This window comes from Fulvivirga sedimenti, from assembly GCF_020328055.1.
The window spans coordinates 751,669-766,528 of the sequence record NZ_JAIXNE010000004.1 but is presented as its reverse complement, the minus strand read 5'-3'; the positions used below and the strand labels follow the sequence as shown (position 1 = coordinate 766,528).

The 14,860-nt window shown below is 45.2% G+C and carries 14 protein-coding genes; 3 read left to right on the top strand and 11 right to left on the bottom strand.

The features are described from left to right. Positions 1 to 82: 82 nt before the first annotated feature. The 4 genes from LDX50_RS21420 to LDX50_RS21405 are packed head-to-tail and all read right to left on the bottom strand — an operon-like array spanning position 83 to position 3,103. Positions 83 to 889, bottom strand: coding sequence for a DUF4097 domain-containing protein (locus LDX50_RS21420; protein WP_225698254.1), 807 nt, complete (start codon positions 887 to 889; stop codon positions 83 to 85). 33 nt (positions 890 to 922) lie between these two features. Continuing rightward, positions 923 to 1,765: a DUF4097 family beta strand repeat-containing protein gene (locus tag LDX50_RS21415; RefSeq protein WP_225698253.1), complete on the bottom strand. Its 843-nt coding sequence runs from the start codon at positions 1,763 to 1,765 to the stop codon at positions 923 to 925. A gap of 6 nt (positions 1,766 to 1,771) precedes the next feature. Next, positions 1,772 to 2,545: a HEAT repeat domain-containing protein gene (locus tag LDX50_RS21410; protein ID WP_225698252.1), complete on the bottom strand. Its 774-nt coding sequence runs from the start codon at positions 2,543 to 2,545 to the stop codon at positions 1,772 to 1,774. Next, positions 2,546 to 3,103, bottom strand: coding sequence for an RNA polymerase sigma factor (locus tag LDX50_RS21405; protein WP_225698251.1), 558 nt, complete (start codon positions 3,101 to 3,103; stop codon positions 2,546 to 2,548). Positions 3,104 to 3,259: 156 nt separating this feature from the next. Between LDX50_RS21405 and LDX50_RS21400 the strand changes: the two genes are divergently transcribed. Next, on the top strand, positions 3,260 to 5,293 hold the full coding sequence (locus LDX50_RS21400; RefSeq protein WP_225698250.1) for a S9 family peptidase: 2,034 nt from the start codon (positions 3,260 to 3,262) through the stop codon (positions 5,291 to 5,293). 112 nt (positions 5,294 to 5,405) lie between these two features. On the opposite strand, the gene LDX50_RS21395 is transcribed toward LDX50_RS21400, so the two are convergent. The 5 genes from LDX50_RS21395 to LDX50_RS21375 form a co-directional block, all read right to left on the bottom strand. Then, positions 5,406 to 6,308: an alpha/beta hydrolase gene (locus LDX50_RS21395; RefSeq protein WP_225698249.1), complete on the bottom strand. Its 903-nt coding sequence runs from the start codon at positions 6,306 to 6,308 to the stop codon at positions 5,406 to 5,408. 95 nt (positions 6,309 to 6,403) lie between these two features. Continuing rightward, the gene (locus LDX50_RS21390; RefSeq protein WP_225698248.1) at positions 6,404 to 7,045 is read right to left on the bottom strand and encodes a DUF2306 domain-containing protein; all 642 of its coding nucleotides are present in this window, start codon (positions 7,043 to 7,045) and stop codon (positions 6,404 to 6,406) included. Between the two features lie 138 nt (positions 7,046 to 7,183). Continuing rightward, a complete protein-coding gene (locus LDX50_RS21385; protein ID WP_225698247.1) occupies positions 7,184 to 8,671 on the bottom strand; it encodes a pyridoxal phosphate-dependent decarboxylase family protein in 1,488 nt (495 codons plus the stop codon). A 36-nt stretch (positions 8,672 to 8,707) separates the two neighbouring features. Further along, on the bottom strand, positions 8,708 to 10,261 hold the full coding sequence (locus tag LDX50_RS21380; protein WP_225698246.1) for an FG-GAP repeat domain-containing protein: 1,554 nt from the start codon (positions 10,259 to 10,261) through the stop codon (positions 8,708 to 8,710). Continuing rightward, positions 10,258 to 11,214 carry a succinylglutamate desuccinylase/aspartoacylase family protein gene (locus LDX50_RS21375; RefSeq protein ID WP_225698245.1) on the bottom strand — a complete coding sequence of 319 codons (957 nt, stop codon included), beginning with the start codon at positions 11,212 to 11,214 and terminating at the stop codon, positions 10,258 to 10,260. The genes LDX50_RS21380 and LDX50_RS21375 overlap by 4 nt, the downstream gene beginning before the upstream one ends. A gap of 155 nt (positions 11,215 to 11,369) precedes the next feature. Between LDX50_RS21375 and LDX50_RS21370 the strand changes: the two genes are divergently transcribed. Further along, positions 11,370 to 12,875 carry a Gfo/Idh/MocA family protein gene (locus LDX50_RS21370; protein ID WP_225698244.1) on the top strand — a complete coding sequence of 502 codons (1,506 nt, stop codon included), beginning with the start codon at positions 11,370 to 11,372 and terminating at the stop codon, positions 12,873 to 12,875. Here LDX50_RS21370 and LDX50_RS31100 read toward each other — a convergent pair whose 3' ends face one another. Further along, the gene (locus tag LDX50_RS31100) at positions 12,876 to 12,992 is read right to left on the bottom strand and encodes a copper amine oxidase (RefSeq protein ID WP_225698243.1); all 117 of its coding nucleotides are present in this window, start codon (positions 12,990 to 12,992) and stop codon (positions 12,876 to 12,878) included. Positions 12,993 to 13,104: 112 nt separating this feature from the next. Further along, complete coding sequence (locus tag LDX50_RS21360) at positions 13,105 to 13,965, bottom strand: alpha/beta hydrolase (protein WP_225698242.1); 861 nt, start codon at positions 13,963 to 13,965, stop codon at positions 13,105 to 13,107. Between the two features lie 184 nt (positions 13,966 to 14,149). Here LDX50_RS21360 and LDX50_RS21355 point away from each other — a divergent pair, with 184 nt between their 5' ends. After that, positions 14,150 to 14,857 carry an esterase family protein gene (locus LDX50_RS21355; RefSeq protein ID WP_225698241.1) on the top strand — a complete coding sequence of 236 codons (708 nt, stop codon included), beginning with the start codon at positions 14,150 to 14,152 and terminating at the stop codon, positions 14,855 to 14,857. The last annotated feature ends 3 nt before the right edge of the window (positions 14,858 to 14,860 follow it).

Sequence of the window (14,860 nt, the reverse complement as noted above, 5' to 3'; positions counted from 1 at the left end):
TCAATGCATTTGCAATAGAAAATATTAGCCGGAGCGGGGACAAAAAACAATAAAGGCGAATCAATGATCCGCCTCTTATTGGTTACTTTTTCCTCAGGTAAATATTCCCATTATAATTCTTAAGCATAAATTCCGGTCCGCCCCCATTGATTTTCCCTCGTACCCATTCATCCATATAAATCTTATAAGTACCGGATTTTGTGTCTTTTTTCGTTTCAGGTTCTGATTTTTCAAGTGTGAAATCGAATCCGGACAAGATATCACCACGAGCGGTTTTCATTTTCATCGAACCTCGGAAATTGGCTGGAAGAGTGAGATCGATGTCCCCATTGTAAGTGGAAAATGCCATGGGTGTATCGGGTTTGATCTCATCGAACGTCACGCGAATTGCGCCATTGTATGTATCTGCGATCAAAGAACCGGAAATGTTTTCAGCAGTGATGCGTCCATTCTGGGAATCGGCAACAACTTCTCCCTTGATGTTTGATACAAACAAATCCCCGTCGTTATACGATTCTACATGCAGATCTACCCGGTAGGGAACCTCTATCTTCACATTTACACCTTTATTCCAGGAGTCTGATTCAATTTCGACTGTATTATCCTTTTCACTGATTTCAAGATTAAGTGACGCACTGGCAATCCGCTTCAGACCATCAGATGACGTTCCGTTCTCATTCATTTTGGAATCAGTGGGTTCATAATAGATCTTGACATCCTGGCGATCTGAACCAACAACTTCGATGGATCCGCGTCTGAGGTCGACAATCACCTTCTTTGGTTTTGCCGGGTCACTAAAGGGTACCACAAGTTCCCCTGAATCCTGGGAGAACCCTGAGTATCCGCCCGAGATAACAAGGATCGTAAGTATGATAATGAGCTTTTTCATGCTGAAATATTTTAGTGTTTAAAATTGACCTGTTTAATTTTCACGGATATAGGCGTTTCCATTGAATGTTTCAATGTCGAGCAGCCCGCCTCCCTCACGTATTGTGATCATCGTATTTAATTCTGCCCTGAATGATGTTCCTTTTCCCTTTTCTTCCTTTTTTGTGATCATCGGTTCTTGCCGAACATCAGGTACGTTGGTATAAATGTCTCCGTTAAAGCTCTTGAAAGTAGCCCGTGTGCTGAAACCTTTGGGCAGGTTCATGTTGATATCTCCGTTCAGGGTGTAGTATGAGCCCGACTGTGGTGTTTTTAAAAAAGCGATATCCACATCTCCATTGATCGTTCGCGCCTTAATCACGTTCGCGGCATCATCCACACGGATTGAACCATTCACATTGTGAAGGCTCATCATTCCGGATACTCCGCTCACTGAAATGTCGCCATTGTTGACCGTTGACAGATGAAGATCCTGGTTCGCAGGAACACGCAGTTCCATATCTAATTTGAACCGGAATTTATCGTTGCAATCTTCAGTGTACCAGGACCGTTTATTTATCGCTGCGGTGGTGTTTTTCCATTTTTCAGAACCGCAAATTCCATCGATGTATACCAAGACAGTATCATTCACAGATTTAGTTTGTAACACCACGGTAGATTTTGCTCTCTCAAGTATTTCGGTGTCGGGTGCGTTGAGTTCCCGCTGGTATGAAACCATAATATCTGACCGGTTCTCTGCGATCACCGTGATGGATCCGTTTATGTTGGGCAGGTAAAGTACTTTTTCTGTAGGTATGTTCAGCTGCTTGTCATCGGTGAATTGCGCATGCGCACTCGTGGCAAGCAGCATCAACAGGAGGGGTAGAATGTTTTTCATGAGTTTTTAGATTAGTATGTCGATGTTGCTTTTCAATTGTGACCTGACATCGTCCGGTGTGTTGTTATTCCGTAATATTTGGTTGAATTCCTCAACTGCGCCTTTTTCCTGCAGAGCCACCATCAATTCAGAAAGTGCCAGTAAGACCAGGGGTGATTCCTGTTTCGAGATCGAATTTATCAACCCTTTTCGCACAGCCGGTTGGTTTACATAAGGTATCAGTGCCTCAATAGCAGCCAGCCGTACATTAACATTCTCATCATTCCCCAGTGTTTGAAGGAGCGCTTCTGTCACTTTATCACTCACCGTGGGCATATCCTGTGTGAGGTTCACCGCTTTAAGCCGGTCGTTGATAGACTCCTTTTCCAGCATGGTCAGAAGCATGACTTCCTTCACATTGTTAATCTCTGCGGTAAGGGTTTTAATTTCATCTACATTATTACGCGTATTGACGTATTCTCCAGCGATGAAACCTACCGCGATCAGCACTATCCCAAAAGCCCATCGTGCGATCGGATTGAATTGAAGGGCTTGATTTATTCTTACTAAAACTGATGGCCGGCGTTCCTTTTTCAATTCTTTTGCAAGGCTTGAATAAAACCTGGAAGTCATTGTTTCTGAAGGTTCCGGAACATTTGAAAACATCTCTCCAAATTTTTTAAGGGATGCCAATTCCGCAATTTCAACCTCGCCAGCATGGATCATTTCTTCGAGGAGCCTGAGTTCCTGCTCACTGGCAGTTCCCTCGTCAAATTTCTTAATTAGTTCATCTCTCATCATCTACACTTTAGATTGTATTGCATCATATTCAGACCGGAGGGCCTTAAGTGCCCTGAAAACCTTTGTTTTAACCGTATTTTCCGAACAGTTGATGATCTCGCCAATTTCCTTGTACCGAATCCCTTCAATTTTACTGAGCGTTAGAATCTCCCGTTTTTCATGGTCGAGGCGATTCATGGCCTGCCGAAGGATGATCAATTCCTCTTCCCTCGTAATATCCTCTTCACTGCTGGGAGCTAAATCTGAAATTTTTGTCAGTGAATGTTCCAGGCTATCTTCAATGACATTCTTCCTTCTGCGGAAGTGGTCGTTGCCCACATTTCGTGCAATCCGAAACAGCCATAATTTAAATTCCCCGTTTGCCTCATATGAATTACGGTACTTCAGTATTCGCATAAAACAAACCTGAACCAGGTCCTCGCATTCATCCATATCCCGGAACATATTGTAATAGAAACCAAAGACAGGCTTTTTGTACCGTTCGAATAAAAGCCCGAGCTTATCGAGTTCACCGGCTTTTACTTGCTGCATTAATGCATTGTCCGAGAAATCTGTCAAGATAATAGCGTTAAATATTTAATTGCCTAACTGTAGTACCGGCAGGTATCAGGAAGGTTACAAAAAATAACCAATAAATTTTTAACTGCTTTTATTAAACAGTCTGATTGAAAGTGATTTTCAATATATTACGTATTCAACCACAAACCGTATATCATGACAAAACGAATTACACCTCTTGTTGCACTTCTGTTGATTGCCTTTGCCAGTCTGGCTCAAACAGGCGCAAGCCTGGAACTCACCGATATATACAACATGGAGCTGGTATCCGACCCCCAGATTTCACCTGATGGCAGTAAGATCGTCTATGTGCGCAGTTTCAAGGATATTATGACCGATAAAAACCTGTCCAATCTATGGATCATTAATTCGGATGGAACCGGAAACCGGCCTCTCACGACCGGAAACCATAATGATGTTGCACCTAAGTGGTCTCATGACGGAACCAGGATCGTATTTAAGTCAAATATGCAGGACGACAGGATGAAGCTCTTTATGATGTGGATGGACACCGAAAAGACCGTGGCGCTGACCAATACGCCAACGGCACCGGGTGCTGTTTCCTGGTCAAGAAATGATCAGTACCTGGCCTTTAATATGTTTGTTCCGAAATCGGATCCTTCGCCAATTGCACTTCCTGCCAAGCCTGAGGGGGCTGTCTGGAATTCACCGCCCGTCTATATTGATGAGTTGAATTACCGCGCCGACGGTCAGGGCTATCTCAAGGATGGCTTTATGCAACTTTTTGTACTGTCTACTGATGGAGGTACGCCGCGTCAGCTAACACATTCAGAACATGATCATGGAGCGCCGGAATGGTCTGCGGACGGACAACATCTTTATTTTTCAGCGAATTTGGGTGAAAATCATGAATTTGAACCGCTTAATAGTGAAATACACAGGCTTCGGATATCGGATGGGTCTATCGAGACGCTTACCGATCGTTTCGGTCCGGATGCCTCGCCGGTTCTCTCGCCCGATGGAAAGAAAATTGCCTATACAGGTTTTGATGATACATTCCAGGGATATACTGTTACTAAGTTGTATGTTATGAATACCGACGGAAGTGGTAAACAATTACTGGCGGCAGACCTCGACAGGGACATTGATAATGTACAATGGGAAGCCAACGGATCAGGGATTTACTTCCAGTATACTGACAACGGGAATGATAAGATCGGGCATGTTGCCCTTACTGGCAAAGTTCGGACGGTATTGGAGGGAATGGGTGGTTTATCACTGGGAAGACCCTATAATGCTTCGTCGTTTTCTGTATCAACCAATAACCGCTTTGCCTTTACGCTGGGCGGACCCGACCATCCTGCTGATCTGGCCATCTGGAATAAAGGAGAGGTACAACGTCTGACCCATGTGAATGACGATCTGTTTTCGTTTCGCAAAATTGGTCAGACTAAAGAAATCCGCTGGAAGTCATCTTATGACCAGCGGGAGATACAGGGATGGGTAGTAACACCGCCAGATTTTGATCCTTCGAAAAAGTATCCGTTGATTCTGGAAATTCATGGTGGTCCGTTTGCCAGCTATGGATCGGTATTCTCAGCGGAAATACAATTATATGCCGCGGCCGGATATGTAGTGCTCTATACCAACCCGCGTGGAAGTACCGGATATGGTCAGGAATTTGGCAACCTGATTCATCATGACTATCCAAATCATGATTATGATGATCTGATGTCGGGTGTTGATGCAGTGATCAGCCAGGGTTATGTCGACAGTGATCAGCTGTTTGTTACCGGCGGAAGCGGTGGAGGTGTCCTGTCTGCCTGGATTGTGGGTAGAACAGACCGTTTCCGGGCAGCTGTAGTCGCAAAGCCGGTGATTAACTGGTACAGCTTCGTGCTTTATGCTGATGGACCAGGGTTTTTCTATCAATACTGGTTTGATAAGAAGCCCTGGGAAGACCCTGAATCCTATCTTAAAAGATCACCTCTTTCCTACGTTGGCAATGTGAAGACTCCCACGATGTTGCTAACCGGAGAACAGGACTTTCGTACTCCCATTCCTGAGTCGGAGCAGTTCTATGCCGCATTGAAAATTCAGAAGGTAGAAACTGCGCTGGTTCGGATACCTAATGCCTCGCATGGTATCGCCAACCGGCCAAGTAATCTTGTGGCAAAAGTTGCCGCAGTATTGTACTGGTTCGATAAATATCGAAATTCAGAAAAGTAAGTCAATAAAAAGGCCGTCAACACCAGACGGCCTTTTTATTGATTACAGAATTATCCACCATAGCGAATGCGATGGTGGAGCGGGCGGTCGAATTGCCGAGGTTATTATTAGGTTAGTCTTGTATTAAAACTCCGTTTTCCCGGAACACATTGGTAATGAAGAGTACCTGATAGGGCAGGGCATTTCCCCAGTATTCCCAGGTATGACCACCCGGGCGTTCGGTATAATCATGGGCTGTGCCGTTATCCAGGAGTTTCTGGTGCAGCATGCGATTAGTCTCAATTAAAAAATCGTCTACTCCACAATCAAAGATCAGTCTTACATTGTTGGTCTTCATATTTTCTGTAAGTCCAACTGCTGAATAATCAGGATAGGATATAATACCTTCAGCAGGGGCACCGAGTAATTCAGCGAAGGTCTTTTTGCGCATATCTGCAAATTCCTTTGGCACCTTCCAGGTTTCTGTATTGAGATTCATCACTCCGCTCATACTGCCGGCCACGCAGAAAACATCCGGATGCCTGGCTGAGATGAAAAAGGCACCATGGCCACCCATTGATAAGCCCGCGATGGCGCGACCTTTCCGTTCCCCAACCGTCCTGAAAGTGGCATCTATTTCCGCTACGACATCCACGGCGATGAAGGATTCGTACTGGCTTTTTTCATTAAGCGGACTGTCGAAATAGTATCCCAGCGAAGATCCTTCGGGCGTAACAATAATGATCTGGTACCTATCTGACAGATCGTGCAGAAGGTTTCGGTCCGGGGTTTTTGTAAGCCAGTCCCGGAAACTACCAGACCCGCCATGCAACAAGTACAGGACAGGGTATTCCCTGTTTGAATCGGCATAGGAGTCAGGCAGCACTACCGCAGTCGGAAGTGATTCCTTCAAAGCATTGTTTTTCACAAAAATAGTATCAACCGATGCGCCTGAAGCACAGATATGTAAGACGACGAGGGCCGACAACAAAATAAATCTGAAGTATTTAGTATTCGTAGAAAGTGTCGTTTCCATAGAAGCGTTTTTTGCAAAATATAAAATTGCGCGAAAAACAATGTATTTCCCGGTATTCAGGTTGTAAAATCAATCAATGTTAATTGCTTGTCCCGCTAGTTTTTGTCCCGATACCAGCTTAGTATCATTTCGGTAATAAACAGGGGAAATACCCAGCATGCCCATCCTACGGTCGGTCCGCGAAAGACAAATTCAGGTGATAGTTCATAAAGAAAGGGAAGATCGACCATCCATCTGAACAGTACGAAGCCAAAGGTGACGACATAACTTCGGATCATCCATTCTTTGTGCATATTGATGCGTCTTTTTCGGATCGCGATATAGGCCATAGATGCCGTCGCTAGCCAGGCAAATGACAGCGATCCAAGTGCTACACTCCAGGTCCAGTGGATTGCCACAGCTGTGGTGAAAATAAGTCCAATGGAAGATAGTGATGCTAAAAGAATACCCCCGAGATAGAACCGGCCCAGCATGCGGTGAACTTTGAGGTATTTGTTGCGAAAGGCAGGCCAGAACTGAAAAGGTCCAATGGCGATGGCCAGTAAACCCCCGGTAATATGGCCGGTTAACCACCATTTCATACCCCAGAACCGGCCAAAAACGTCCTCGGAAAAACCGAAGTAGGGAAGGGCGTCACGAATGACAAAACGGGCTGCAAATACAATCAGAAAGATCCAGAAAGCGACTTTCAGGATTAATTGTCTTTGAACGGCTGGCGTTGATTCAATAGTATTCATGTTTATCAGGTTGGTTGATTAGGTTCTCTTTTACTCGCCCAATCATTCCTTCCTAAACGATCATCATCTCCTGCCATTCCTACATCAGCATCAATTGAGCGTAATGAAAATAGTGATTATTATTCAAACAATCCAGCATTATCGCAATGCCGGATTGCTTATCCGCAATTCTTTGTCCACCTGCATCCCTGTTGAATCGATTATTGCGAGAATTTCATCGATATCCCTCTTCGTCGTTCTGAAATTGACGATACAACCGCGCAAACAATATTTGCCTCCGATGACTGCGTTTGAAAGGAAGGCTTTGCCGCCTAACTGGAGCTGATTTAACAGTACTTTGTTCACTTCATTAATGTATGATTCGGTAGCGTTTCCAGGAGGAATATAGCGGAATGTAGTAATACTCAGGTTATGACTCATTGCCTGAAGACGCGGATGTTTGCTCGCCAATTCATACATATAAGCCGCCAGCAGAATATCTTCACGGATTAGTTGTTCAAATCCACTGCGCCCTACCTGTCGCAAGGCGAGCCAGACCTTAAGTGCCCTGAAGCCCCGGGAATTCTGCAATCCAAACTCGTAAAAATTATGGGCTGGTTCATCTCCTGTTTGAGTGAAATTATAGTATTCGGGATGTGAACTGAAGGTGTTCAGCAGATGCTTCGGGTTCCTGACGAGCGTACACCCGGCCTCAAGCGGAGCATAGAGCCATTTATGCGGGTCTATCGCAATACTGTCGGCTTCTGTGAGGCCGTTGAAGATCTCTTTGTATTCCGGTACAATGGCGGCAGGTACGCCGTAAGCGCCGTCTACATGAAACCATAATTCATATTGCCTGCATACTTTTGCCAGGCCTGCCAGATCGTCGACCACACCGGTACTCACATCACCGGCTGTGCCAATAACCATAAAGGGTTCCAGGCCCTGTTCCAGGTCCTTTATAATTGCAGATTCCAGTAACGCAAGGTTGATCTGGTTTTGATCGTTTGTTTCGATCCATCGCAGCGCTTTAGTTCCATGCCCAAATAAAATCATGGCCTTATCGATCCATGTATGTGTGGCTTTCGAACAGTATACCGTCATGCGAGCGCAGGAAGCCATTCCATCTTCCTTCAAGTTTCCACGTGCCATGGTCTGACGCGCAGCAAGAAATGCAGTGAAATTGGCCATGTTACCTCCGCTGACCAGGATGCCGCCATAATTATTTTTTACACCGATGAAATCACAAAGCCAGCGGATGGTTTGCTTTTCAATCTCCGTTGCAACCGGACTGAGGATGTTGGCCCCAACATTCGGATTGATGGAGGATGCCAGAAGTTCGCCGAGAATCCCAATCGGCGCTGGCGAAGAGGTTATGTAACCCATGAACTTTGGATGCCCGTTGAAAAGCGAATGATCCATCAGCAATGATCCGGCCTCGCTGAGAAGTTCTGCCGGGCTGGATCCGTTCTCGGGAAAAGTGTCATCCGGCATCAGATCATTGATCCGGGCGGGTGTTTCACCGGTTGTTACCGGCATATCAGGAAGCCGGCTCAGAAGTGCGGCGATCTCATTGACGAGTTTATGGCCGAGGGCAATAAACTCTTCTTTCGATATTTTGATGTCGGATGTTCTTTCCTGATCCATAGCTGATGAGTTATTTCAATTCTTCAATTAATACTTCTATCGGTTGATGATGCGTACACATCTTTTATTTCCCGCCCGGTCGGTGGCGCAGAGATATCCCGACTTGAATTCATCGTTGGGTAATTCCATATACCACAAATATTCACCATACCATGTCAGATGGGTCATCACACCTTTGTCTGCGTTGTCTTCCTGGTAATTGACCGTCGACCAATCCCCGGGCATACTCGGACTTTTATTATCATGTATGCGTAAGTCGATCCGCACTGTATTGGATACGCTGTCACGTTTTAGGCGATAGCGTCCCACGCGCGGAATGGCGGTGTCTGCACCCAGCGAATCCGCCATAAAAATACGTTCATCCAGATCAGAGTCACCCTCGCCCTGTCCCATGATGATGTCGGGTTTGTTATCATTATTCAGATCAGCAAGAATCAATGAAAGAGTATGAGGGGTCGGCTCACCCTTCATCACCGGTTGCTCCAGCGTAAAATGTCCTTCTCCGTCGTTGACCAGCAAACGATCTTCCCCGGTGAGTGAGCTCAGAAGAAAATCCGGATCACCATCTGAATCAAAATCAAGGAAAACGATGTTATTATCATCTTCACCAATGTTTTCTGACGGTGGCCAATGTGTTTGGGTGGCATCGATAAAATATTTGCCGCTGTCGTTGAGGAAAAGATGTTCCCGTCGTGAATAGGATCTCGGGCCTACAATATCACCGTCATTCACGGTAACAAGGTCCATAAAACCGTCGCCATCCACATCCATCACTTCAAATTCATAATTGTTGGTATATGCCGGAATGCCTCTGCGATTTGTAAAATTACCTGTTCCATCATTTTCGAATAACCGGCTTGTTGCGCATCTTTTACAGGAAATGACCACATCAAGGTCAAAATCATTATCGAAATCAATAAACTCGAGATCCCAGGAAAACCGGATCAGCAGATCAGGCATACGGGTCTCAGTAACATCCGTGAACTTGCCTTCTCCGTCATTAAGCCAGAGCATGGTTCTGCCACCTTCATTTTCCATATTATTACCGGCGCCCCAATCAGCCAAAACCACATCCAGGTCACCATCTTTGTCGACGTCTCCAAATTCTATATCACCGATACTCGCAGGCTTTTGCGGTAGATGTGTTGACGTCACATTCATGAAGTCACCATCGCCTGTACCCAACAGGAGCTGGCTTTGTGACTGAAAAGTTGTACCGATAAAGATGTCGGTATTTCCGTCGCCGTTAAGGTCCATGGCCTTCGCCACACGGGCATGGTATTTTTCTTCACCAAATACTTCCTGTGTTATTTCTTTAAATGGCTTTTCGGATCCCTGATTCAGAAAAATGCGGCAATATTCCGGTTCTCCGGGTTCTGAATAATTCCCGCCGTTCGCAAATATTATGTCAATATTTCCATCTCCGTTTAAATCTGCCGCTTCTGCGCGGTTGGTCCATTCTGATGTTTCCGGAAGATAAGCGGAGGTTTGATCCGACCACAAGTTTAACATCCTTTTGGAAATGGTGTTGGTTTCTGGTGTTGAACACGCTGTAAGAATAATCAGTGATAAAGTAGTTAAGTATTTCATTTTTTTGAAGTCAGTCCAAAAGCCATTACAGGGGATCCGGGATAGGCCAATGCATTATCGGTATGACCCAGTACGATGCCATCAGAAAGGGCGGTAATCAGTTCTACTTGTTTTCCGAAAGCATTACAAACCTTTGCCAGTTTGGCACCCTTGCTTACAAGGTCCCCGGGTTTTTTAAGAAAGCGCACAATTCCACTTGATGAGCTCAGCGGAAGGGCTGAATACTGCAGCGGATGATCTGGTAAATGTTCAAGTGAGGGGTAGCGGTAGGGTGCTTCTGTGTTTTCCACCATTTTAAGATGTTCCAGTATGTTCCATATGGACCGGATTCCTATTTCAATATTTTTTTCGTTGATGATAAATGACTCTCCGAGTTCCAGGACAAATGCGGGTACATTATTGCGAATCAGGTTGTAGGTGAGTGTTGAATGTATCCGGTCTGTCTCTTCAATTTGAATCATTCCGGAAGCACCTGCAATTTCCAGGATCTTTTGATCGACCCTTTCGTTATCACTGCGATCAAGAACCGCGTAAGGAATTGATTTATTCCAGTCGTTATGAAGATCAATTACAAGATCGGGTTTGGTCTGCAGAATGAGACTCAGAATTTTTGATGCAATGCGTTCCGCCAGGGTACCATTCTCATTTCCAGGGAATGAACGGTTCAAATCCTCCTTGCTCAATACGATGTTTCTGGAAATAGCCTCGAAACCAAAAGGATTCATCAGGGGAAATGCATGAACCTTGCCTTTCAGTAAGCTTTTTTTCAGACGTTTAAATACCTCATGAATGATCACTGTTCCCCCGATTTCATCACCATGCATACAGCCGGTAAGCCATACAACAGGACCTTTCTTATCTGATTCAAGCGTCATGGCCGGCATACGGCGTTTCGACAAATCTGAACCCGTGAGTATTTTTATAAATGTGTAATGCTGGTGGATATTTGTCATAGAAATAATATGTAATCCAATTACGTTAAAAGCCCCGATGAAAACAATATCCACAGGGCGATGCCTTTCTATGCGGTCGGTAAACCATTCATAAAATCATTTTAGGAATCTTTAAAATGGATATTTAACTTCAGAACTGCAGAAAAAGGCATATCATGAAAAAAGAAAATCTTACCCGAAGAAAATTCATTGAGACAGCTGCTGCTTCCGCGGCAACCATCAGCATTGTGCCATCCCATGTTTTGGGGGGATCCGGCAAAATTGCACCATCCGATAAAATCACTGTTGCCAATATTGGGTGCGGTACACAGGGTCTGAGGGAAATGGGTGGCATGCTCCAGGATGAAAGGATACAGCTTGTTGCGGTATGTGATCCAAACAAATACACTACAAACTACATTGACTGGTCACCCTACGGTATTCGCGATGATATCAGGCGGGTATTGGGTGATAATTCCTGGTGGGAAGGCGTACAGGGGATTCCGGGTGGTCGTGATGTGGCTGAGGAATATGTAAATGCCTACTACGCAAAAAAGGCCGGAAAAAAAGGATCGAAAGCATGTGGTTCCTACGAGGATTTCCGTGAGTTATTTGCACGGGAGAAGGATATTGATGTGGTGAAAATAATGACGCCGGATCATCTGCATGCAACGATTGCCATCGCGGCTATGGACAGGGGGATTCATGTGGTTACACATAAACCCATTGCAAACCGGATGGAAGAGGGGCGCCTGACTATAGAAAAGGCTCGGGAAACGGGTGTAATTACACATTTATTGGCATGGAGTAACCGCCCGGAATATGAAAAAATAAAGGGCTGGATCAATGCCGGTGAGATTGGTACCCTCAGAGAAATTCACAACTGGTCGTACCGACCCGTTTGGGAACAATGGACCAAACGTCCTTCGGGGACTCCTCCGGTCCCGGCTGGATTCAACTGGGATCTTTGGCTTGGTCCGGTTCCGGATATGCCCTATCATCCGAATTATACACATAATGTCTTCCGGGGATGGTATGATTTCGGTGGAGGCAGTATCGCTGATATGGGACACTACAGCTTATTTCCATTGTTCGAAACGCTAGGTATAGACCGGTCCCCCGTCAGTGCCCGTGCATTTGGTACTACTACGCGCGAGGCGAAGGACAATGTTTATCACTGGGTTGAAAATGATGTGGCATTTCCCCATAGCTGTATGATAAAGTTGAAATTCCCGGAACAGAAGTCCCTTCCGTCATTTGATCTGATATGGTATGATGGAGGAATGAAGCCATTTGCTACAGAAGAACTGGAGGCAGACGGGAAGGATATTCCCAGCGAAGGACTGATGTTCGTAGGAGACAAAGGTAAAATCCTGGGTGGATTTCGTGGTGAAGACCCGCGTTTAATCCCCGATTCAAGGATGGCGGGTCATGAATCTGTAGATTCTTCGAATGTGGAAAGAGATACGGAAATCTGGATAGATCGTGTTCGCGAAAAGAAACAAACGCCCGGAAGTTTCCTCCGTGCACAGACCATTACAGATACCATCAATTTGGCTGCAATTGCCTTGCGCTCAAATCAGCGCATCGACTTCGATCCGGTGGCTATGAAAATTACCAATGATGCGAAAGCCAATGCATTGCTGAAGCGGGAATACAGAAAGGGCTGGGAACTGTCCTGATTATTTAGGCAAATCCAGCGCCGGGTTCCCGTCGAAGAAGTCAAATGGCCGGATCTCAAATGAGTGCCAGAGAACTGGCATTAGGGGCCAGTCTTTTGCACGAACCATGTGATGCATCCGTGCATTGGTCTTTATAAGTTGTTGGTTGGGTAGACAGGTAAGGTAGTCATTTTTAACCAGATCTGTGATCCCTGATTTCGTAAATTATAGTGAGGTTAAATCAGGAGATCTATCGGTCAAAAGCCCACTTGAGGAATTCAGGGAAAACTTCAGACCACGTATGGAAGTTATGTTCTCCGCCCTCAACCTCAACGTACGTCATGGATGCATCCGTGTACCCTGCGTTTTTAAGGCTTTTCATAATGTCCAGCGTGTCGTCGATGGAATCGATGATTCCATTGTTATTGCGGTCGGATTTTTCATCATTGGTGCCTGCCTGAAACCAGAATTCCAGTTCCGGTTTATGGGAGCCAGAATCGATTCGCGCATGCATGATCCGGTCACTGTCCTTATAATGATCCTCCAGGCCTTTTTTTCTCCACCAGAAGGAACCTGAAAATACGCCGACGCGCGTAAAGTATTCCGGATGATGCCAGGCAATATCCATGGCACTTAAGCCGCCCAGTGAAAATCCTGCAATGGCTGTTTTACTACAATCCATGGCGAAGCCATATTCTTTACGGATGAAAGGCATGAGTTCCTCGAGGACGAATGAAGTATACTGTCCTGCTTTCCAGCCTCGTCCCATGTAATCCGGTGTTCCGGAGGTGCCATACTCATTGATACGGTCGCCTGCATGAATACCGATCACTGCGATGTCTGCTTTATCTTTATTCCTGTATCTTGAAGTAAGTGTTTTTTGCAGACGGAGCTGCCGTGCATCCTGTCCGTCATTTAAAAAGAGGGTAGGGGTCTCCTTCTGATTTTTGTGACCATTCGCTGCAGGATAAAAGATGTCAACATTAACATTTCGCTTTAAAAAACGAGAATGCATACCGAGATGACAATGCATCAGGAACGAGTTGACGTGTTCCTCCGAGCGGTGTCTGATAATGGTTTTTTGAACCCGTTTTTCTTTATGATCCGACATGATAGAAGCAAATCTATCATTTCTTCGAGATTCATAGAAAAAAAGTATTCTCAATATGTCTATTTCAAACGAATGCAGTAACTTATAGGAACAGCAGTACCAAATAATGTTTTGATCTGATCAGGATTAATACGAACTTTGCAGCCGATTTGAAAGGATCGTCATTATTTAACCAAATATCATTTTGAAAGAGGAATATATCAGGTGGTATTCTCATGCAATGGGCAGGGAAATAGAGATGCTGGTTTACGGACATGCGGGATACCCGGTAATTATTTTCCCTACAACCATGGGAAGATATTACGAAAGCAAAGATTTTGATTTGATTGAGTCTGCCCGCTGGTTTTTGGAGCAGGGACTTATCCAGTTATACTGTCCTGACAGTATCGATAAGATGAGCTGGTACAACAAGTCTATACATCCGGCCGACAGGGTTCGGAATCACGAATTATATGACAGGTTCATCATGAACGAACTTGTACATCACATCCGGTTGGAAAAGAAAATACCCAAAGTTGCGGTTGCCGGGGCGAGTTTTGGTGGCTACCATGCGGCGAATTTCGCTTTCAGGCATCCGGAAAGTGTGAGTCATATGTTCAGTATGAGCGGAGCATTTGACGTTAAATCATTTATGGACGGGCATTATGATGATACCGTTTATTTCCATAATCCGGTTGATTACCTGCCTGGCAGCAGCCATCCGGAACTGTGGAATATGAATATTGTTCTGGGAGTAGGTGAGTGGGATATTTGCCTGGATGCAAATGAGCGGTTATCCGGAATACTGAACAGCAAGGGTATACATCACTGGTATGACCTTCGTCGCTGGGCAAAACATGACTGGCCGATATGGCGGGACATGTTTCCACATTATTTGTCTTTAATTAAATAACAT

What these genes read in the sequence shown, in the direction of transcription:
- LDX50_RS21375 (WP_225698245.1), bottom strand. Translation starts at nt 11,214, where the DNA reads ATGACAAATATCCACCAGCATTACACATTTATAAAAATACTCACGGGT.
- LDX50_RS21395 (WP_225698249.1), bottom strand. Translation starts at nt 6,308, where the DNA reads ATGGAAACGACACTTTCTACGAATACTAAATACTTCAGATTTATTTTG.
- LDX50_RS21415 (WP_225698253.1), bottom strand. Translation starts at nt 1,765, where the DNA reads ATGAAAAACATTCTACCCCTCCTGTTGATGCTGCTTGCCACGAGTGCG.
- LDX50_RS31100 (WP_225698243.1), bottom strand. Translation starts at nt 12,992, where the DNA reads ATGCATCACATGGTTCGTGCAAAAGACTGGCCCCTAATGCCAGTTCTC.
- LDX50_RS21360 (WP_225698242.1), bottom strand. Translation starts at nt 13,965, where the DNA reads ATGTCGGATCATAAAGAAAAACGGGTTCAAAAAACCATTATCAGACAC.
- LDX50_RS21385 (WP_225698247.1), bottom strand. Translation starts at nt 8,671, where the DNA reads ATGGATCAGGAAAGAACATCCGACATCAAAATATCGAAAGAAGAGTTT.
- LDX50_RS21400 (WP_225698250.1), top strand. Translation starts at nt 3,260, where the DNA reads ATGACAAAACGAATTACACCTCTTGTTGCACTTCTGTTGATTGCCTTT.
- LDX50_RS21410 (WP_225698252.1), bottom strand. Translation starts at nt 2,545, where the DNA reads ATGATGAGAGATGAACTAATTAAGAAATTTGACGAGGGAACTGCCAGT.
- LDX50_RS21370 (WP_225698244.1), top strand. Translation starts at nt 11,370, where the DNA reads ATGAAAAAAGAAAATCTTACCCGAAGAAAATTCATTGAGACAGCTGCT.
- LDX50_RS21380 (WP_225698246.1), bottom strand. Translation starts at nt 10,261, where the DNA reads ATGAAATACTTAACTACTTTATCACTGATTATTCTTACAGCGTGTTCA.
- LDX50_RS21390 (WP_225698248.1), bottom strand. Translation starts at nt 7,045, where the DNA reads ATGAATACTATTGAATCAACGCCAGCCGTTCAAAGACAATTAATCCTG.
- LDX50_RS21420 (WP_225698254.1), bottom strand. Translation starts at nt 889, where the DNA reads ATGAAAAAGCTCATTATCATACTTACGATCCTTGTTATCTCGGGCGGA.